This is a genomic window from Streptomyces sp. MMS24-W38 (assembly GCF_059889265.1).
Genome location: NZ_JCBCPP010000001.1, coordinates 4,531,632 through 4,550,636, shown reverse-complemented (window position 1 = coordinate 4,550,636; position 19,005 = coordinate 4,531,632). Strand labels below are relative to the sequence as shown.

General features: G+C 72.4%; 19 protein-coding genes and 1 pseudogene. 4 read left to right on the top strand and 16 right to left on the bottom strand.

Annotation, left to right across the window (positions count from 1 at the left end; translation table 11 throughout):
• Nucleotides 1-103 precede the first annotated feature (103 nt).
• The 3 genes and pseudogenes from AC6F7H_RS19615 to AC6F7H_RS19605 form a co-directional block, all read left to right on the top strand.
• The gene (locus tag AC6F7H_RS19615; RefSeq protein WP_500758236.1) at nucleotides 104-1,174 is read left to right on the top strand and encodes a M4 family metallopeptidase; all 1,071 of its coding nucleotides are present in this window, start codon (nucleotides 104-106) and stop codon (nucleotides 1,172-1,174) included.
• A 21-nt stretch (nucleotides 1,175-1,195) separates the two neighbouring features.
• Complete coding sequence (locus AC6F7H_RS19610; RefSeq protein WP_500758235.1) at nucleotides 1,196-1,462, top strand: protealysin inhibitor emfourin; 267 nt, start codon at nucleotides 1,196-1,198, stop codon at nucleotides 1,460-1,462.
• 46 nt (nucleotides 1,463-1,508) lie between these two features.
• Nucleotides 1,509-1,859: pseudogene (locus AC6F7H_RS19605) on the top strand (family 1 glycosylhydrolase); the annotation flags it as partial.
• A gap of 218 nt (nucleotides 1,860-2,077) precedes the next feature.
• Here AC6F7H_RS19605 and era read toward each other — a convergent pair.
• The 14 genes from era to AC6F7H_RS19535 all read right to left on the bottom strand — a co-directional run bounded on the left by era (nucleotide 2,078) and on the right by AC6F7H_RS19535 (nucleotide 16,675).
• The gene (gene era / locus AC6F7H_RS19600; RefSeq protein ID WP_500758234.1) at nucleotides 2,078-3,031 is read right to left on the bottom strand and encodes a GTPase Era; all 954 of its coding nucleotides are present in this window, start codon (nucleotides 3,029-3,031) and stop codon (nucleotides 2,078-2,080) included.
• Nucleotides 3,032-3,173: 142 nt separating this feature from the next.
• Nucleotides 3,174-3,650, bottom strand: a complete 477-nt coding sequence (locus tag AC6F7H_RS19595; RefSeq protein WP_500758233.1) for a hypothetical protein — start codon at nucleotides 3,648-3,650, stop codon at nucleotides 3,174-3,176.
• Nucleotides 3,651-3,842: 192 nt separating this feature from the next.
• Nucleotides 3,843-4,196 carry a cytidine deaminase-like protein gene (locus AC6F7H_RS19590; protein WP_500758232.1) on the bottom strand — a complete coding sequence of 118 codons (354 nt, stop codon included), beginning with the start codon at nucleotides 4,194-4,196 and terminating at the stop codon, nucleotides 3,843-3,845.
• Between the two features lie 24 nt (nucleotides 4,197-4,220).
• The gene (locus AC6F7H_RS19585) at nucleotides 4,221-4,580 is read right to left on the bottom strand and encodes an MmcQ/YjbR family DNA-binding protein (protein ID WP_500758231.1); all 360 of its coding nucleotides are present in this window, start codon (nucleotides 4,578-4,580) and stop codon (nucleotides 4,221-4,223) included.
• Nucleotides 4,577-5,905, bottom strand: a complete 1,329-nt coding sequence (locus AC6F7H_RS19580) for a hemolysin family protein (protein WP_500758230.1) — start codon at nucleotides 5,903-5,905, stop codon at nucleotides 4,577-4,579. The genes AC6F7H_RS19585 and AC6F7H_RS19580 overlap by 4 nt, the downstream gene beginning before the upstream one ends.
• A complete protein-coding gene (ybeY, locus tag AC6F7H_RS19575) occupies nucleotides 5,902-6,399 on the bottom strand; it encodes an rRNA maturation RNase YbeY (RefSeq protein ID WP_363032313.1) in 498 nt (165 codons plus the stop codon). The genes AC6F7H_RS19580 and ybeY overlap by 4 nt, the downstream gene beginning before the upstream one ends.
• A 12-nt stretch (nucleotides 6,400-6,411) precedes the next feature.
• Entirely contained in the window at nucleotides 6,412-7,485 is a 1,074-nt protein-coding gene (locus AC6F7H_RS19570) for a PhoH family protein (RefSeq protein ID WP_500758229.1), read from the bottom strand.
• A gap of 162 nt (nucleotides 7,486-7,647) precedes the next feature.
• A complete protein-coding gene (locus tag AC6F7H_RS19565) occupies nucleotides 7,648-8,814 on the bottom strand; it encodes a carbohydrate kinase family protein (protein ID WP_500761947.1) in 1,167 nt (388 codons plus the stop codon).
• A 152-nt stretch (nucleotides 8,815-8,966) separates the two neighbouring features.
• Nucleotides 8,967-10,268, bottom strand: coding sequence for a glucarate dehydratase family protein (locus AC6F7H_RS19560; protein ID WP_500761945.1), 1,302 nt, complete (start codon nucleotides 10,266-10,268; stop codon nucleotides 8,967-8,969).
• 259 nt (nucleotides 10,269-10,527) lie between these two features.
• Nucleotides 10,528-11,520, bottom strand: coding sequence for an adenosine deaminase (locus AC6F7H_RS19555; protein WP_500758228.1), 993 nt, complete (start codon nucleotides 11,518-11,520; stop codon nucleotides 10,528-10,530).
• 20 nt (nucleotides 11,521-11,540) lie between these two features.
• On the bottom strand, nucleotides 11,541-12,446 hold the full coding sequence (locus AC6F7H_RS19550) for a ribonuclease Z (protein ID WP_363032321.1): 906 nt from the start codon (nucleotides 12,444-12,446) through the stop codon (nucleotides 11,541-11,543).
• Nucleotides 12,447-12,454: 8 nt separating this feature from the next.
• Nucleotides 12,455-12,808 carry an HIT domain-containing protein gene (locus tag AC6F7H_RS19545; protein ID WP_109376970.1) on the bottom strand — a complete coding sequence of 118 codons (354 nt, stop codon included), beginning with the start codon at nucleotides 12,806-12,808 and terminating at the stop codon, nucleotides 12,455-12,457.
• Nucleotides 12,809-12,865: 57 nt separating this feature from the next.
• Entirely contained in the window at nucleotides 12,866-16,084 is a 3,219-nt protein-coding gene (locus AC6F7H_RS19540; protein WP_500758227.1) for a S41 family peptidase, read from the bottom strand.
• A 45-nt stretch (nucleotides 16,085-16,129) separates the two neighbouring features.
• Nucleotides 16,130-16,675, bottom strand: coding sequence for a hypothetical protein (locus AC6F7H_RS19535; RefSeq protein ID WP_500758226.1), 546 nt, complete (start codon nucleotides 16,673-16,675; stop codon nucleotides 16,130-16,132).
• A gap of 71 nt (nucleotides 16,676-16,746) precedes the next feature.
• Between AC6F7H_RS19535 and AC6F7H_RS19530 the strand changes: the two genes are divergently transcribed.
• On the top strand, nucleotides 16,747-17,127 hold the full coding sequence (locus AC6F7H_RS19530; RefSeq protein ID WP_500758225.1) for a hypothetical protein: 381 nt from the start codon (nucleotides 16,747-16,749) through the stop codon (nucleotides 17,125-17,127).
• A 35-nt stretch (nucleotides 17,128-17,162) separates the two neighbouring features.
• Here the strand turns inward: AC6F7H_RS19530 and AC6F7H_RS19525 are convergent, their stop codons facing one another.
• Nucleotides 17,163-17,903, bottom strand: a complete 741-nt coding sequence (locus AC6F7H_RS19525; protein ID WP_500758224.1) for a 16S rRNA (uracil(1498)-N(3))-methyltransferase — start codon at nucleotides 17,901-17,903, stop codon at nucleotides 17,163-17,165.
• Complete coding sequence (locus tag AC6F7H_RS19520) at nucleotides 17,900-18,973, bottom strand: nitronate monooxygenase (RefSeq protein ID WP_500758223.1); 1,074 nt, start codon at nucleotides 18,971-18,973, stop codon at nucleotides 17,900-17,902. The genes AC6F7H_RS19525 and AC6F7H_RS19520 overlap by 4 nt, the downstream gene beginning before the upstream one ends.
• Between the last annotated feature and the right edge of the window lie 32 nt (nucleotides 18,974-19,005).

The following is a 19,005-nucleotide window of genomic DNA, read 5'->3' as shown; positions in this document are numbered from 1 at the left end:
GTATACCACTCCAAGGCATCCGACCGCAGGGATCGACCGCACTTTTCACCAATCGCGGTTGCGGATGGTGACAGAGTCGTCACACAGTGCAAAGGTGCCGGACATGACCACCAACGGGGGCTTCGAGCCCGTCTTCTGCACCATCGTCCCGCCGCACGTCCTCGACCGGCTCGCGCAGGCCGAGGACCCCGCACTCGCCGGACCCGCCCGCCGCACCCTCCAGCGTGACGCCTACGAGCGCACCCAGCGCCGCCTGACCACGGTCGTCGGCGCCGCCGCCGTCGCCCCGCTCGCCGCGGCCGAGTCCGGCAAGCCGCACCGCACCGTCCACGACGCCCGGCACGGCACGAAGCTGCCCGGGGCGGCGGCCCGCCGGGAGGGTGAGGAGCCCGGCAAGGACGCCACCGTGAACCGCGCCTACGCGGGCCTCGGCGCCACCTTCGAACTCTTCCTGAGGGCGTTCTCCCGCGACTCGATCGACGGCGCCGGGCTGCCGCTGGTCGCCACCGTGCACTACGACCGGGACTACAACAACGCCTTCTGGAACGGCGATCAGATGGTCTTCGGCGACGGGGACGGGGAGATCTTCCTCGACTTCACCATCCCCATCGACGTCATCGGCCACGAACTCGCGCACGGCGTCACCCAGTACACCGTCAACCTGGACTACTTCGGCCAGTCCGGCGCGCTCAACGAGTCGGTGTCGGACGTCTTCGGCTCCCTGATCAAGCAGTACACGCTCGGCCAGACCGCCGGCGAGGCCGACTGGCTGATCGGCGCGGGGCTGCTCGCCCCGCGGGTCACCGGCAAGGCGCTGCGCTCCATGAAGGAGCCGGGCACCGCGTACGACGACGACGTCCTCGGCAAGGACCCGCAGCCCTCGACGATGGACGACTACGTCCGCACCGGCCGCGACAACGGCGGCGTCCACATCAACTCCGGCATCCCCAACCACGCCTTCTACCTCGCCGCCACCACCCTCGGCGGACACTCCTGGGAGCGGGCGGGGCAGGTCTGGTACGACGTGCTGACCGGCGGCGAGCTGACGCAGGACGCGCAGTTCACGGACTTCGCGACGCTGACGGTGCAGGCGGCGCGGGCCCGGTTCGGGGAGGGCGAGGAGCTGCGGGCGGTGTCGAAGGCCTGGGAGCGGGTGGGAGTGCGGACGCTGTAGTTCCGTACTAGACACAGAACCATGCGCATTCAGGTGACACGCACCGGTGGATTCGCCGGTATCGAGCGGCAGGCCGAGGTGGACACCTCGGGACGGGCCGACGCGCCCGAGTGGCACGCCCTGGCCGAGGGGGCCGTGGCCGCCGGCCGGGGCGCGCCGCCGGCCGGGGTGCCGGACGGCTTCAGCTACCGGATCACGGTGGACGGGCGGTCGGTGTACTGCGCGGACCCCCTGCTGACCGAGGAACAACGCACGCTGATCAGCAGAGTGCTCAAGGAGGGAGCGTAACCACCCTTCCCCGCAAGGGCGTTGACTCGGACAGCGGTCGGTGCGGATGATCCGTGCCATGGCGACGACGAACCCGATCCCCCGTTTCCCGGACGGCTTCCTGTGGGGCGTGTCGACCTCGGCGCACCAGATCGAGGGCGCGGTGGACGAACGCGAGCCGTCCGTGTGGGACGAGTTCAGCGCCGAGCCGGGGCGGGTGCGGGACGGCTCGACGGCGGCGGTGGCCTGTGACCACGTCCACCGCCACGGCGAGGACGTGGCGCTCCTGGCCGGACTGGGGGTGGACGCGTACCGCTTCTCGGTCTCCTGGCCGCGGGTGCGGGCGAAGGGCGGCCTGGACTTCTACGACCGGCTGGTCGACGACCTGTGCGCGGCGGGCGTGCGACCGGTGCCGACGCCCCCCAGACGCTCGCCGAAACACCCACCCGCGTCAGAACCCCAGCCGCCGCAACTGCTTCGGATCCCGCTGCCAGTCCTTGGCGGCCTTCACGTGCAGGTCGAGGCCGCATCGACATGCGGCTACCGCCGCGCGGCGGGGTGCCGAGGAGGGCCTCGACCTGCTTGCGCGACCTGATGCCGACGCCCCCCAGACGCTCGCCGAAACACCCACCCGCGTCAGAACCCCAGCCGCCGCAACTGCTTCGGATCCCGCTGCCAGTCCTTGGCGACCTTCACGTGCAGGTCGAGGAAGACGGGGGTGCCGAGGAGGGCCTCGATCTGCTTGCGGGACTTGATGCCGACGTCCTTCAGGCGCTTGCCCTTGGGGCCGATGACGATGCCCTTCTGGCTGGTGCGCTCGATGAACAGGTTGGCGTGGATGTCCAGGAGGGGCTTGTCGGCGGGGCGGTCCTCGCGGGGCAGCATCTCCTCCACGACCACGGCGATGGAGTGGGGCAGCTCGTCGCGGACGCCCTCCAGGGCGGCCTCGCGGATCAGCTCCGCCACCATGACCTGCTCGGGCTCGTCCGTCAGGTCGCCCTCGGGGTAGAGGGCGGGGCCCTCGGGCATCAGCGGGATCAGCAGGTCGGCCAGCAGGTCGACCTGCTTGTCCGTGGTCGCCGACACCGGGACGATCTCCGCCCAGGTGATGCCCAGCTCCTGGCCCAGCCGGTCGACGGCGATGAGCTGCTCGGCCAGGGTCCTGTTGTCCACCAGGTCGGTCTTGGTGACGATGGCGACCTTCGGGGTCTTCTTGATCCCGGCCAGTTCCTTGGCGATGAAGCGGTCTCCGGGGCCGATCTTCTGGTCCGCGGGAAGGCAGAAGCCGATCACGTCGACCTCGGCCCAGGTGGTGCGGACCACGTCGTTCAGCCGCTCGCCGAGCAGCGTGCGCGGCTTGTGCAGGCCGGGGGTGTCGACGAGGATCAGCTGCGCCTCGGGGCGGTGGACGATGCCGCGCACGGTGTGCCGGGTCGTCTGCGGCCGGTTGGAGGTGATCGCCACCTTCTGCCCGACCAGAGCGTTCGTGAGGGTGGACTTGCCCGCGTTGGGGCGGCCCACGAAGCAGGCGAAGCCGGCCCGGTGGACAGCTTCGGCGGGCTGCTCGGATGACTGGGTACGAACACTCATGCCGCCCATTCTCCCTGATCCCCAAGGCCCCGCCGTACCACCCGCCCGCACCGGTCCGGACACCCCACCGGTCCGGACACCCGGTGGGGTGCCCGGACCGGTGAGGACCGGTGAGCAGGGACCGGGGAGCGGCGGCCGGGGATCAGTCGAAGACGAACGGGCCCGGTGACTGCGGTCCGCCGGTCGTGCACGTGATGGTGATGAAGCCGAACGCGGTCACCTTCAGCGTGCCGCCGAACGCCTCCAGGCTGTCGCCGGAGGCCACGGTCCCGGAGAGCGGGCCGACCTCGAGGGCGTCCCCGGTCGCCATGGCCGGGTTCTTGGTGCCCTTGAAGACGGTGGTGCCGCCGCCGGCCTTGACCAGGGTGAGCTGCGAGACGAGCGAGTCCTTGCTGATCGCGAGGGGCGCGGTGACCACGGAGGTGTTGATGGTGACGGTGGCGGACGTGCCGCTCTGGGTGGCCGTGAGGGTGGCGGCACCACCGCCCCGGCTTCCGCAGTCGGCGTTGACGGTCGCCGTCCTGGGGGCGACGGCGGCGGCGGAGGGGGCGAAGGCGAGCCCGCAGGCCGCCACGGCGGCGACCAGGGACGCGCCGGTGCCGATTCGTGTGCCTCTCATGGAGTCCGGTTCCCTTTCCGTGGGGGGAAGCGCTCGGGCAGGTGGGAGCGGTGACGCTGCACGAGACGAAGGGGTCCGACGGACCGGGTCTGACGGCCCGTCGGAATCAACGGTTCCATTGATGCGCGGGAGGCGAGGCAACGACAAGGTGGAAATCCGGCCCATTTACCGCCGGTAACACCTTGCGGGGGATCATCCCGCGGCAAGTGTCTCCCGGACCGTCCCGTCCGGGCCGGCCAGCAGCACCGGGGTCCCGGGGCCGCCGAGGTCCCGTACCGCCGCGAGGTCCGCGTCCGGCACCGACTCCTCCGTCGTCACCACGGCCGCCGCCTCCAACGACTTCGCCCCGGACGCCACCGCCATCGCCACCGCCGTCTGCAGGGCGGTCAGCCGCAGGGAGTCCAGGGCCACGGTCCCCGCGACATAGGTCCGCCCGTTCTCGTCCCGTACGGCGGCCCCCTCGGGCACACCGTTACGGGCCCGCGCGGAACGGGCCAGGGTGACGATCTTGTGGTCCTCGGGGTCGAGCGCGTTGCTGTCGGTCATGGACCTGAGCATACGGAGCCCGTCTCAGGGGCGGTCGAGGCGGAGGCGGTCGGCGCGCGGCAGGCCGGCGACGACCAGGTCGTAGGAGTCCTCGACCAGTTCCCTGACCAGGCGGTCGGGGAGGGTGCCGTCCACCGTGACGGTGTTCCAGTGGCGTTTGTTCATGTGGTAGCCGGGAACGATCAGGTCCGGGTGTTCGGCGCGGAGCCGGATCGCGTCCTCCGGGTCGCACTTGAGGTTGACGGTCAGGGGCTCGGCATCCAGGGCCGTCAGTGCGAAGACCTTGCCCAGGACCTTGAAGACCGAGGTCTCCGGGTCGAACGGGAAGTCCTCCACGACGGCGTCGAAGGAGAGACAGAGGGCACGCAGGTCCTCCGGGGTCATCGCGTCGGCTCCTCCTCGACCCGGGACGGGTCCACCGGCTCCCCCGGGTCTCCCGGCGCCACCGGCTCCACCAGCACGGTGACGATCTTGTTGCGGCGGCCGGCCGCCGCCTCCGCCGTCAGCCGCAGTCGGCGCTCGTCGGGCAGGCCGACCACGGCGGACGCGCCCGCGATCGGCACCCGGCCGAGCAGCTTGGCGAGCAGTCCGCCGACGGTCTCCACGTCCTCGTCGTCGTACTCCTCCAGGCCGTACAGCTCGCCGAGGTCGGTGATGTCGAGACGGGCGGTGACCCGGTAGCGGTCCTCGCCCAGCTCCTCCACCGGCGCGATCTCCCGGTCGTACTCGTCGGTGATCTCGCCGACGATCTCCTCGAGGATGTCCTCGATGGTGACGATGCCGGCGGTGCCGCCGTACTCGTCGATGACGACGGCGACGTGGTTGCGGTCCTTCTGCATCTCGCGCAGCAGATCGCCGGCGTTCTTGGTGTCGGGCACGAAGAACGCCGGCCGCATCGCCGTGGACACCAGCTCGCTCTCCGCGTCCCGGCTGATGTGCGTCTTGCGGGCCAGGTCCTTCAGATACACGATGCCGACGATGTCGTCCTCGCTCTCGCCGGTCACCGGCATCCGGGAGAAACCGGAGCGCAGGGCGAGGGTGAGGGTCTGGCGGATGGTCTTGTAGCGCTCGACCATCACCAGGTCCGTGCGCGGGACCATGACCTCACGGACCAGGGTGTCCCCCAGTTCGAAGACCGAGTGCACCATGCGGCGCTCCTCGTCCTCGATCAGCGACTCCTGCTCCGCGAGGTCGACCAGCGCGCGCAGTTCCGCCTCGGAGGCGAAGGGGCCGCGCCGGAAACCCTTGCCGGGGGTGAGCGCGTTGCCGATGAGGATCAGCAGGGACGGGATCGGCCCCATGATCCTGGCCAGCGGCAGCAGGACGTACGCCGCCGCCGTGGCCGTGTTCATCGGGTGCTGGCGGCCGATGGTGCGCGGGGAGACGCCGACGGCGACGTACGAGACGAGGACCATGACCGCGATGGCGATCAGCAGGGCCTCGGCGGTGCCGTCGAACTGCCGGAGGCAGGCGTAGGTGACCAGCGCGGCGGCGGCCATCTCGCAGCCGACGCGGACCAGCAGCGCCACGTTGAGGTAGCGGGTGGGGTCGGCGGCGATCCTCGCGAGCCCGGCGCTGCCCCGGCGGCCGGAACGCACGGCCTCCTCGGCGCGGAAGCCGGAGACGCGCGCGATGCCCGTCTCCGCGCAGGCGAACAGCCAGGCGACGACGATCAGGGCGATCGCGCCGAGGACGAGCCCGGGACTCATGACACGGTCGGGGCGGGGGACGGGCCGGTCATGCCCTTCTCCGCGCGCCAGCCGTCCACGATGGCGGCCTGCAGACCGAACATCTCGGCCTTCTCGTCGGGCTCCTCGTGGTCGTAGCCCAGCAGGTGCAGCACACCGTGGACGGTGAGCAGTTGCAGCTCCTCGTCCATGGTGTGCCGCGTCGGTGCCTCGGCGCCCTGCCGGGCGGCGACCTCGGGGCACAGCACGATGTCACCGAGCAGGCCCTGCGGGGGCTCGTCGCCATCCTTGGACGGCGGCCGCAACTCGTCCATCGGGAACGACATCACGTCCGTCGGGCCGGGCAGGTCCATCCACTGGATGTGGAGCTGTTCCATCGCTCCGGAGTCCACGACGATCACCGAGAGCTCGGAGAGCGGGTGGATGCGCATCCGCGCGAGCGCGTAGCGGGCGATGTCGAGGATCGCCCGCTCGTCGACCTCGGTTCCGGACTCGTTGTTGACGTCGATCGACATCTGCTGCTCGGTCTACTTCCCCTTGTGCCCGGACTTGCCCCGGCCGCCGCTCTTGTGCGTGCCGTTCTGGGTGCCGTGCTCGCTGTCGTACTGCTCGTACGCGTCGACGATACGGCCCACCAGCCGGTGGCGTACGACGTCGTGCGACGACAGCCGGGAGAAGTGGACGTCCTCGACGCCCTCCAGGATGTCCTGCACCTGGCGCAGACCGGACTTGGTCCCGCTCGGCAGGTCGACCTGGGTGACGTCACCCGTGATCACTATCTTCGAGTCGAAGCCGAGCCGGGTGAGGAACATCTTCATCTGCTCGGGGCTGGTGTTCTGCGCCTCGTCCAGGATGATGAAGGCGTCGTTGAGCGTCCGGCCGCGCATGTACGCCAGCGGGGCGACCTCGATCGTGCCCGCCGCCATCAGGCGCGGGATGGAGTCGGGGTCGAGCATGTCGTGCAGGGCGTCGTAGAGCGGGCGCAGGTACGGGTCGATCTTCTCGTAGAGGGTGCCGGGCAGGAAGCCCAGGCGCTCTCCGGCCTCGACTGCGGGGCGGGTCAGGATGATGCGGTTGACCTGCTTGGACTGCAGGGCCTGCACCGCCTTGGCCATGGCGAGATAGGTCTTGCCGGTACCGGCGGGACCGATGCCGAAGACGACGGTGTGCTTGTCGATCGCGTCGACATAGCGCTTCTGGTTGAGCGTCTTGGGGCGGATCGTGCGGCCGCGCGAGGACAGGATGTTCTGTGTGAGCACCTGGGCCGGGGTCTCCTGGCCGTCGCTCTCCCCGTTCTCGCTCGCCTTCAGCATGGCGATCGAGCGTTCCACCGCGTCCTCCGTCATCGGCTGCCCGGTGCGCAGCACCAGCATCATCTCGTCGAAAACGCGCGAGACGAGGGCTACCTCCCCGGCATCGCCGACCGCGCTGATCTCATTGCCCCGGACATGGATGTCGGCCCCCGGGAAGGCCTTCTCGATCACGCGCAGGAGGGAGTCGCCGGAACCCAGCACGGTCACCATGGGGTGTTTGGCCGGGACGGTGAACTGCACTCTCGTCTGCTCCTGCGCGGGGGTCTGAGCTGTGGGTGTCTGAGTCATGGGCCGGCGCTGAAGGCCTGCGATTCCTCCTCGTCAGGGCCGCGCAACTGAGGGCGGCCTCGCGCCTCCCAGGGTACGACGCGGGGGTGACAACCCCGTAGGCCTTTTCCCAGCGGGGCGGTTGCGGACCAGTGGGCAGGAGGTGACGGCCGGGGGCGTGGGTCAGGTGGACCGGCCGAAGCCGATGGTGGGGACCGCTCTGCGGAGGGGCCAGGGGCGGACCAGGCCGTCGGGGATCAGGTCGTCGAGGAACGCGTACCGGCTCAGGGCGGCCGGGTCCTGGCCCTCGACGGACTGGACCTCGCGCCACCAGGCCGCGATCTCCGACCAGCCGGGCGCCGACAGGGAGCCGCCGAACTCCTGGACGGAGAGGGCCGCGGTCAGGCCGGCGAAGCCGAGGCGGTCGGCGAGCGGCCAGCCGGCCAGGCTGCCGGTGACGAAGCCCGCCACGAAGACGTCCCCGGCGCCGGTCGGGTCGAGGGCCTCCACGGCGATGGCGGGCACCTCGGCGCTCTCCCCGGTGCGCCGGTCCACGGCGTACGCCCCGTCCGCGCCGAGGGTGACCACCGCGACCGGCACGTACTCGGTGAGGGCGTGCGCGGCGGCGCGGGGGCAGTCGGTGCCGGTGTAGCGCATGGCCTCCTCGGCGTTCGGCAGGAACGCCTCGCAGTGCCGCAGGTCGGGCAGTGCGGCGAGGTCCCACAGGCCGGTGTCGTCCCAGCCGACGTCGCCGAAGATCCTGGTTCCCTGCAGCGCGGCACGGGCGATCCAGTGTTCGCTGCGGCCCGGGGTGAGGGAGGCGACCGCGCCCCGCGCGCGGGGCGGGCAGGGCGAGAGGTCCGCGCCGGGCGGGAGCAGCTTGCCGCTGCTGGAGGCCGACCGGTGGGAGGGGTCCTCCGGGGGCGGTTCGTGGCCGTGGGTGACCATGGTGCGCTCCCCCTCGTAGGCCATGGAGACGGTGACCGGGGAGTGCCAGCCGGGCACGGTGCGCGACGCGGAGAGGTCGATGGCCTCGCCCTGCTCCAGGGCGTCCCAGCAGTACTCCCCGTAGTGGTCGTCACCGAAGGCCGCCGCGAGGGAGGTGCGCAGGCCGAGGCGGGCGAGGGCGGTGGCCATGTTGGCGACGCCGCCGGGGCTCGACCCCATCCCGCGCGCCCAGGACTCGGTCCCGCGCACCGGGGCGGAGTCGAGCCCGGTGAAGATGATGTCGAGGAAGACGGTGCCGGTGAGGTGGACGTCCCAGGGCGGGTCGTCGGGTGTGCGCAGCGCGGCGAGCGGGTCGACGTGGGGCACGCCGTGCGCCCCCGCCGGGACGCCGCTGTGGCCGATGACGCCCCGGGGGGCGCTGTCGGTGATTCCCTCTCCGGCTGACGTGGTGGACGCCTTCACGATGCGCTCCCTGGCCTGGTGCGGTTCTGGCCAGTGTGCACCAATCCACCGACAACACTGACGACACGCCGTCCGCCACGGCCGGGGACGCCTCACCAGCGGGGCACCGTCGGGGCGGCCCACGCGGGGTCGGTGACCCGCATGGCCGCCGCGTCGTCGCGGTCGCGGAGCGCGCCGTCGTCCGCCAGCCATCGCCGGTGCAGGGCGGCGAGCCGGTCGTGGTCGAGGGTGACGCCGAGGCCGGGGGCGTCGGACACCCGCACGGTGCCGTCCTCGAAGGTGAGACGTTCGGTGAGCACGTCCTCGGACTGCCACGGGTAGTGGGAGTCGCAGGCGTGGTGCAGGTTCGGCACGGTGGCCGCGACGTGGGTCATCGCGGCGAGGCTGATGCCGAGGTGGGTGTTGGAGTGCATAGAGACGCCCACGCCGAAGGTTCGGCAGACGGCGGCCAGGTGCAGCGTGTTGCGCAGTCCGCCCCAGTAGTGGTGGTCGGAGAGGACGACCTGGACGGCGTCCGTGGTGAACGCCTCCTTGATCTCGGGGAAGGTCGTCACGCACATGTTGGTGGCGAGCGGCACTCCGGTGCGCGCGGCGACCTCGGCCATGGCGGGGGTGCCGAGCGTCGGGTCCTCCAGGTACTCCAGGAGCCCGCCGACCTCCTCGGCCACCCGGACCGAGGTCTCGACGGACCAGGCGCCGTTGGGGTCGAGTCGCAGCGGGTGGCCGGGGAAGGCCTCGGCGAGGGCGCGGACGGCTGCGATCTCCTCCTCGGGCGGGAAGATGCCGCCCTTGAGCTTGAACGAGGTGAAGCCGTAACGCTCCTTGAGGGCACGGGCCTGCGCGACGACGCCGGCCGGATCCAGGGCAGCGCCCCAGTCGTCCTTCTCGGCGGGGACGCCCTCGGGGTGGTCGGCGTACCGGTAGAAGAGGTACGCGCTGTACTCCACGGCGTCGCGGACCTTGCCGCCGAGCAGGGCGTGCACGGGCAGTCCGAGCGCCTTGCCGAGGGCGTCGAGGCAGGCGACCTCGAAGGCGGAGGCGATGGACAGCCGCAGCTTGTCGGCGGTCTGCACGCCGCGCAGCCCGCCGACGTCGACGGCGTTCTCCACCCGGGAGGCCGCCACGGAGACCTCGTCCAGGAGCGCGAAGAGGCCGTTCACATCCGTGACCTGGCGCCCCTTCAGCTGCTCGGCGAAGGGGTGGGCGATCTCCAGGTACTTGGTGTCGCCGTAGGTCTCCCCCACGCCGGTGGTCCCGTCCGCCGTGACGATCTCGACGATCAGCCGGGGCGTGTACGGCTGGTGCACTCCCTGGGTGTTCAGCAGCGGCGGGTCGGCGACCAGGATCGGCGTGAGCCGTACCTCGGTGACGGTCAGGTCGCGGGCGGTCGGCACGGTCACGGGGCAGCTCCTACGAGGTCCAGGCCGGTGGCGAGCGGGGCCTTGCGGTCGGCGGGGCCGGCGGGCGGGGGACGCCGGCCCCGTTCCCGTACCGAGGCCCACCCGCGCTGTCTCCCCGTACGAACGTCATCCATGCATGGGAACAGAGGTTAAATAGGCGAACAGAGGCCGTCAATGGGACGGCGGCAACGTGCTCGACGCCGGGAACCGCGGGAACTACGGGGAACCGCGGGCACTACGGGCACTACGGGCACTACGGGAAAACGTAGGCCTCCACCTCGGCGAGGTAGCGCGTCCGGCGCTCCTCGTCGTCGTCCAGGAACGCGGCGAGGAAGGAGTTGCGGGCCAGTTCGCGCAGCCGCTCCGGGCCGAGGCCGAGCGTGTCGCGCACCGCGTCGAAGTTGTCCCCGGCGTAGCCGCCGAAGTAGGCGGGGTCGTCGGAGTTCACCGTGCACAGCAGGCCGGCGTCGAGCATCGCGGGCAGCGGGTGGTCGGCGAGGGTGTCCACGGTGCGCAGCCGGACGTTGGACAGCGGGCACAGGGTCAGCGGAACGCGGTCCCGCACCAGCCGCTCCACCAGCGCCGGATCCTCCATGCAGCGCAGTCCGTGATCGACGCGTTCGACGCCGAGGACGTCCAGCGCCTCGGTGATGTACTCCGGCGGCCCCTCCTCACCGGCGTGCGCCACCCGCCGCAGTCCGAGCGCGGCGGCCGCCTCGTACACCTCGCGGAACTTCGCCGGCGGGTGTCCGACCTCGGCCGAGTCGAGGCCGACACCGGTGATCCGGTCCAGGTGGGGCTTGGCGGCGTCCAGGGTCGCCAGCGCCGACTCGGCGGACTCGTCCCGCAGGAAGCACATGATCAGCCGGGTCGAGACGCCGTGCGTCCGCTCCCCGCGCTCCAGTGCCCGCCACAGCCCGTCGACCACCGTGTCCATGGTGACGCCCCGGGACAGATGGGCCTGCGGGTCGAAGAAGATCTCCGCGTGCCGCACGCCCTGGGCGGCGGCGCGGGCCAGGTAGGCGTCGGCGAGGTCCTCGAAGTCCTGCTCGGTGCGCAGCACCGCCATGAGTTCGTAGTACAGGTTCAGGAACGACTGGAGATCCTCGAACCGGTACGCCTCGCGCAGGGCGTCGGTGTCGGCGTAGGGCAGTTCGACGCCGTTGCGTGCGGCGAGGGCGAAGGCGAGCTCGGGCTCGAGGGTGCCTTCGATGTGAAGGTGCAGTTCGGCTTTGGGTACGGGCATCGAAATATCGTACGGCGATCTCACCGGCGCTTGGGGAGCGGTACTCGCAGCAGATCGCGCGCCACGGTCAGTTCCCCCTCGTACCCGGCGGCCCGCGCCTGCCGTTCGAACTCCTCCGGGTCGCCGTAGCGCTGGCTGAAGTGGGTGAGCACCAGATGCCGCACGCCCGCGTCCCGCGCTACCCGGGCCGCCTGGCCCGCCGTCAGATGTCCGTGCTCGACGGCGAGTTCCTCGTCCTCGTCGAGGAACGTGGACTCGATGACGAGCAGGTCGCAGCCCTCGGCCAGCGCGTACACCCCCGCACAGAGCCGGGTGTCCATGACGAACGCGAACCGCTGGCCGCGCCGCACCTCGCTCACGTCCTCCAGCGGGACCCCGTCGAGCGTGCCCTCGCGCTGGATGCGGCCGACGTCCGGGCCCTTGATGCCGTGCGCGGCGAGCCGGTCGGGCAGCATCCGCCGCCCGTCGGGTTCGACCAGCCGGTAGCCGTACGACTCCACGGGGTGCGACAGCTTCCGCGCTTCCAGGGTGTACCCGGCGGTGCGGGCGAGCGGGCCGTCGGCGCCGACCGGCGCCTCGGTGATGCCGACCGTCTCACGGTAGGCGGTGGCGTAGCGCAGCCGGTCGAAGAAGCGCTGCCCGGAGCCCGGGTAGTGGGCGGTGACCGGATGCGGCACCCGGTCGAGGTTGATGCGCTGGATCACTCCGGCGAGGCCGAGCGAGTGGTCGCCGTGGAAGTGGGTGACGCAGATCCGGTTCAGGTCGTGCGCGGCGACCCCGGCTCGCAGCATCTGGCGCTGGGTGCCCTCGCCGGGGTCGAACAGGATGCCCTCACCGTCCCAGCGCAGCAGATAACCGTTGTGGTTGCGGTGGCGGGTGGGGACCTGGCTGGCGGTGCCGAGCACCACCAGTTCGCGTACGGACAAGGAGCCGCCTATCCGGGGGGCCACTCGAGACCGCGGCCGCCCAGGACATGGGCGTGCGCGTGCCAGACGGTCTGCCCGGCGCCGCTGCCGGTGTTGAAGACGACGCGGTGGCTCTCCAACTGCTCCTGGTCCGCGACGGCCTGGGCCTCGCGCAGGACGTCCGCCGCGACCTCGGGAGCGGCCACGGCCAGGGCCGCCGCGTCCTTGTGGTGCGCCTTCGGGATGACCAGGACGTGCGTCGGCGCCTGCGGGTTTATGTCGCGGAACGCGACGGTCGTCTCCGTCTCGCGGACGATCGTCGACGGAACCTGCCCGGCGACGATCTTGCAGAACAGACAGTCGTCCTGCGGTTCCCCTGCCATGGGTGTGCCTCCTCGCCCGGTTGATCGCCTACCCGGGCATCGTATCCGTCCCGGCCGTCAGGAAAGGGACGGCGGTTCCTTCGCGGGGTTCTCCTCCAGGGCCGCCAGCGCCAGCCGGACCGCCTCGTCCAGCTGCGCGTCCCGCCCCGCCGCGTGGTCCTGCGGGCGCTGCACCACCTCGACGTCCGGGTCCACGCCGTGGTTCTCCACGCCCCAGCCGTACCCCTCCAGCCAGAAGGCGTACTTGGGCTGGGTGACGAGGGTGCCGTCGACGAGCCGGTAGCGGCTGTCGATGCCGATGACGCCGCCCCAGGTGCGGGTGCCGACGACCGGGCCGATACCGAGCGCCTTGATCGCCGCGTTGACGATGTCGCCGTCGGAGCCGGAGAACTCGTTGGCGACGGCGACGACGGGACCGCGCGGCGCGTCCTGCGGGTAGCTCTCCGGGCGCATGCCGCGCGGCAGGTCCCAGCCGACGATCCGCCGGGCCAGCTTCTCGACGACGAGCTGGGAGGTGTGTCCGCCGCGGTTCTCCCGGACGTCCACGATCAGGCCCTCACGGGTCACCTCGACCCGCAGGTCGCGGTGGATCTGGGCCCAGCCGGGGGCCTGCATGTCGGGCACGTGGATGTAGCCGAGCCGGCCGCCGGACAGTTCGTGGACGTGGGCCCGCCGGTCGGCGACCCAGGCGTGGTAGCGCAGCGGCTCCTCGTCGGCGACGGGGACGACGACCGCGTGCCGCGGGTCCCCGCCGCCGGCCGGGGAGACGGTCAGCTCGACCGGTTTGCCCGCGGTGCCGACCAGCAGCGGCGCCGGTCCGGCCACCGGGTCGACCGGCTGTCCGGCCACGGCGACGATGGCGTCACCGGTGCGGATCGCGACGCCGGGCGCGGCCAGCGGGGAGCGGCCCTGCGGGTCGGAGGTCTCCGCGGGCAGGATCCGGTCGACGTGCCAACTACCGTCCTCATGACGGGAGATGTCCGCGCCGAGCAGGCCCTGCCGGGCGCCGCCGCCGTAGCCGCCGCCCGGTGTGACGTAGGCGTGCGAGGTGCCGAGTTCGCCCTGCACCTCCCAGAGGAGGTCGACCAGGTCGTCGTGGGTGGCGAGCCGGTCGAGGACGGGCCGGTAGCGGTCGAGGACGCCGTCCCAGTCGACGCCGTTCATGTCCGGTCGCCAGTAGTTGTCCCGCATGATGCGGCCGGCCTCGTCGAACATCTGCCGCCACTCGGCGGCCGGGTCGACGAACTGGCGCACCCGGTCGAGGTCGACGGTGATGTTGCCGTCGCTGTCGTCGTCGTTCGGCGCGCGCCGGTCGCTGGGGACGACCTTCAGCCGTCCGTCGGTCCACAGCAGCACCCGCTTGCCGTCGCCGCTGACCTCGAAGTGGTCGGCGTCCACGGCCAGATGCTCGATGCGCTGCTGGGCGAGGTCGTAGCGCTCCAGCTCGGTCTTGGGGTCGGGGTCCTCGGGGGTTGCCCTGGAGGCGCCGAGCACGCCGCGCACCGGGTGCCGCAGCCACAGCACCCCGTCCTTGGCGGCGCGCAGGTTGGAGTAGCGGGCGGCCTCGACCGGGAACGGCACGATCCGGTCGGCCAGCCCCTCGAGGTCGATACGGGTGGCGGGGATGCCCTCGCTGTCGGGGGTCTCGTCCCGGTCCGGTGTCTCGAAGGGGCGGCCGTGCCGCTGCGGGCCGAACGGGGACGGCGTCGTCGCGGCGAGCGTGATCAGGTGCGGGCGGGCGCCCTCGACGAAGGCGAGGTCGAAGACGTACTCGTCGTAGACGGGGTCGAAGGAGCGGGTCGACAGGAAGGCGAGGTGCTTGCCGTCGAGGGTGAACGCGGGCGCGTAGTCCTGGAAGCGCAGCGGGGTCGCCTCGGTGACCGACAGGTCGGTGGTGTTGGCGAGCCGCAGCTGGCTGAGCGGGCGGGGGCCGGGGTGGGACCAGGCGAGCCAGGCGGAGTCGGGCGAGAAGGTCAGCCCGGAGACGTCGCCGTGCTCGCTGCGGTCGACCTCGCGGACCTCGCCGGTCTCCCGCTCGACGAGCAGGAGACGGCCGTCGTGCGAGGCGACCGCGGCGCGGCTGCCGTCGGGTGCCATGGCGAGGCCCAGGACGCGGCCGAGCTGTCCGGCGGCGATCCGGCGCGGGGTGGCTCCGGGGGCGAGGCCGGTGGCGGGGGCGAACTCCAGGGCGTCGTCGCCCTCGGCGTCCGTCACCCACACCACCCATTCCTCGCCGTCCGCGCGGAAGGTGCGCGGGCGGCGGGCCCGTACGCCGGGGGTGGCGGCGAGCGCGCGGGCGGGGCCGGAGCGGTGGGTGACCCAGTGGACGGTGCCGCGCACGCAGACGGCGCTGCCGCGCGCGGTGTGGTCGGGGGAGGCGGAACCGAACCAGCGGGCGGCGTTCACCGGGAACGGCTGGAGGTCGACGCGCTGCCCGCCCAGCCGGATGTCGAGCCGGCGCGGCTCGGCCCCGTCCAGGTCGTCGAGGATCCACAGTTCACCGGCGCAGGAGTACACGACGCGGGTGCCGTCGGTGGCGGCGTGCCGGGCGTAGAAACCCCCGAGGGGGGTGTGCCGGCGCAGGTCGGACCCGTCGGCGAGGGAGGAGTACAGCGCGCCGGTGCCCTCGTGGTCGGAGAGGAAGGCGACCCTGTCACGCACCCACAGCGGGTACTCGATGTTCCCGTCGAGGTCGCCGTGCAGCCGGACGAACTCCTCCGGGCCGCCGTCGCCGGTGTCCTGCGCGATCCACAGCTTGCCCGCCGTGCCGCCCCGGTACCGCTTCCACGAGGCGGCCTCGCGGCCCATCGTCGCGGACAGCAGGACCGTGCGCGGCCCGTGGGCGACGTCGCCGACGGGGCCGTACGGCAAGGTGGTGGCGGGTCCGCCGTCGAGGGGGATCGCGCGGGCCCAGGTGCGGCGCAGGCTGGCCTGGCCCTGGGTGCTGAGCGCGAGGATTTTCCCGTCCGGGGTCCAGCCGCGCACCTGGGTCCTCGCGCTCCCCCAGTACGTCAGGCGCCGGCCGGGGCCGCCCTCGACGGGCGCGATGTGCACCTCGGGGGCGCCGTCACGGGTGGAGGTCCAGGCGACGGTGGTGCCGTCGGGCGAGATGCGGGGGAGCGTCACCGGCACGTTGTCGGCGCTCACCCGCCAGGCCCGGCCGCCGTCGAGCGGGGCGAGCCACACGTCGTCCTCAGCGGTGAAGGCGACCAACTCGCCGTGCGGATGCGGGAACCGGAGATACGCGGCGGGGGCGACCGATGCAGACTGTGTCACTCGATCACCCTACGCACACGCGGTCGGCCTGGACAGAGGTTTGGATCACTTGCCCTCGACGGGGCGACAGGACGGGTACTGCTCGCACCACACGGTCGTGGTGACCGTCACGGTGACGGTGGGCCGCGGGCCGCGGTTCGTGGGCTCGCCCAGCGCCGGCGGGCTGGTGGCGTCGCAGTCCCCCAGGCCGTCGACCCGGAACCACTGCTTGCCGTCCACTTTCGCGGTGATGTCCCCGCGCACACAGGCGCCGTCGACGGCATGGGTGATCTTCCCGGTGACGGTGATCTCCTTGCCGTCCTCGGTCTCCCCGTCGCAGTCCACGGTGGCCACGGTGTCCTCGCTCGCGGGCCGCGACGACGCGCCGCCCTGGTTCCCGTAGGAGGCGGTGCAGCTGAGCCAACGCACCCCGGCCTTCTGCCGGTTGAGCTCCCGGGTGACCGTCTCGTCGGTCGTGTACGCCACCGCCGCCGTGCCGACCGGACCCGGCTCGCACGCCACGGCCCCGCCCACGACGACCACGACGAACCCGACGGCCGACACCGGCCGGCGCCACCGCGTCCCGCCCCGAACCCACCTCAATGCCCCCATGCCCGGCAGCCTGCCACCGCCCCATCCGTGGCGGTAGGGCGCATACGGCCACTCCTCACTACCGTGGAGCGATGCGCAGCGAACGCCGGCTCAGACGACTCGTCGTGGACGACACCGCCCCGGGCAAAACGACCGCCTACCTGTGGTCGGTGCGTCATCGGCACCGTACCGACGGGCCCTGCCAGGAGGTGCTCGCCCTGACCCGGGAGGGGACGACGACAACGACCCACCTGGTGTTCCGGGGCGGCGAGGGCCGTTTCGTCCCCGACGGTTTCCTGCACTCCGGGGCTGTGGCCCTCGGCGGACACGCGGCGCTCAACCTGCACGAGCCCGGTGTCGTACGGGCCTTCGTCGACGAGGCGGTCCGGCGCGGGCTGCTCACCGGGGCCGCGGAGCTGGACGGCTGGGACCTGTTCCCGGCGGTCGCCGCCGCCCGCGCGGCGGACCGCTGACGGGCGACCGCACGGCTGACGGCCGGCCGTCGTCGTCAGGACCAGCGGCCCGTGCGGGCCAGCAGGACGGCCGTGGCGGCGGTGCCTGCCGTGGAGGTGCGCAGGACGCTGCGGCCCAGGCGGTAGGGCCTGGCACCGGCCTGCGCGAAGAGCGCCAACTCCTCCGGCGAGACCCCGCCTTCGGGGCCGACGACCAGCACGATGCTGCCGGAGCCGGGGAGTTCGGCGGTGGCGAGGGGTTCGGTGCCGCTCTCGTGGAGCACGGCGGCGAAGTCGGCTTCGGCGAGAAGTGAGGCAACCTGCCTGGTCGTCGCCGCGTCCGCGACCTCCGGGAAGCGCGCCCGGCGGGACTGCTTGCCGGCCTCCCGGGCCGTCGCCCGCCACTTGGCGAGGGACTTCAGTCCGCGCTCGCCCTTCCACTGCGTGATGCAGCGCGCCGCGGACCACGGCACGATCGCGTCGACGCCGACCTCGGTCATCGTCTCCACGGCCAGCTCGCCCCGGTCGCCCTTGGGCAGCGCCTGGACGACGGTGAGCCGGGGCGACTCCTCGGGCTCCTCGACGACGTCCCCGAGGCGCACGATCAGCCGGTCCTTGCCCTCGGTGCCGGTCACCTCGCCCTCGGCCCTGCGGCCCGCGCCGTCGGTGAGGACGACGCGCTCCCCGGCCCGCAGCCGCTTCACGGAGACGGCGTGCCGCCCCTCGGGGCCGTCGAGCACATGGTGTCCGGAGTCGTCCGTGTCGAAGTGCTCCACCACGAAGACCGGCGCGGTCATCCGGCACCCCCCGCCGACAACGCCGTCCGGGCGGCGGCGAGTTCGGCGACCAGCACCTCCACCAGCTGCCCGGCGGGCAGCTCCCGGGCCATCCGGTGGCCCTGTCCCGCCCACAGTGCCATGCCCTGTGCGTCCCCCGCCTCGGCGGCGGCCCTGCGCAGCGGCGCGGCGAGATGGTGGACGTCCGGGTAGGCGGCGGGCGCGTACGGGCCGTGTTCGCGCAGGAACCGGTTGACCAGGCCGCGGGCCGGGCGTCCCGAGAAGGCGCGGGTCAGTTCGGTGCGGACGTAGAGGGGGTCGGTCAGCGCCTGCTTGTGCAGGGCGTGCGCGCCGGACTCGTGGGTGGCGACGAAGGCGGTGCCGAGCTGGGCCGCCCGGGCGCCGGCCGCGAGCACCGCGGCGATCTGGCTGCCGCGCATGATGCCGCCGGCGGCGACGATCGGGATGCCCACCGTCTCCCGCACCTCGGCGACCAGGGACAGCAGTCCGATGCCGGAGCCGTCGTTCTCCGGGAGGTCCCGGTGGGTGCCCTGGTGGCCGCCGGCCTCGACGCCCTGCGCGATCACCGCGTCGGCGCCCGCCCGCTCCACGGCCCGCGCCTCCTCGGCGGTGGTGGCGGTGACCAGGGTGAACGTGCCGACGCGGCGCAGGGAGTCCAGGACCTCGCGGGTCGGCACACCGAAGTGGAACGACACCACCGGCACCGGGTTGTCGAGCAGGACGGCGAGTTTGGCGTCGTAGCCGTCGTCGCGGCCGCTGTCGGGGTCGCCGAGCTCGGTCTCGTACCAGGAGGCCTCACCGGCCAGCTGGTGGGCGTAGACGCCGACGGCGGCCGGGTCGGGCGTCTCGGGCTGCGGCATGAAGACGTTGACGCCGAACGGGTGGCCGGTCAGTCCGCGCAGCTGCTTGATCTCCTGGTACATCCCGTCCGCGGTCTTGTACCCGGCTGCCAGGAAACCGAGCCCGCCCGCCTCGGAGACGGCCGCGGCGAGCCGCGGCACGGAGACACCGCCCGCCATGGGGGCCTGCACGACGGGGTGCGGAAGGAGATCGGTGAGCGCCAAGGACATGACGGCATGTTGCCACGTCCTTCGGACATCTC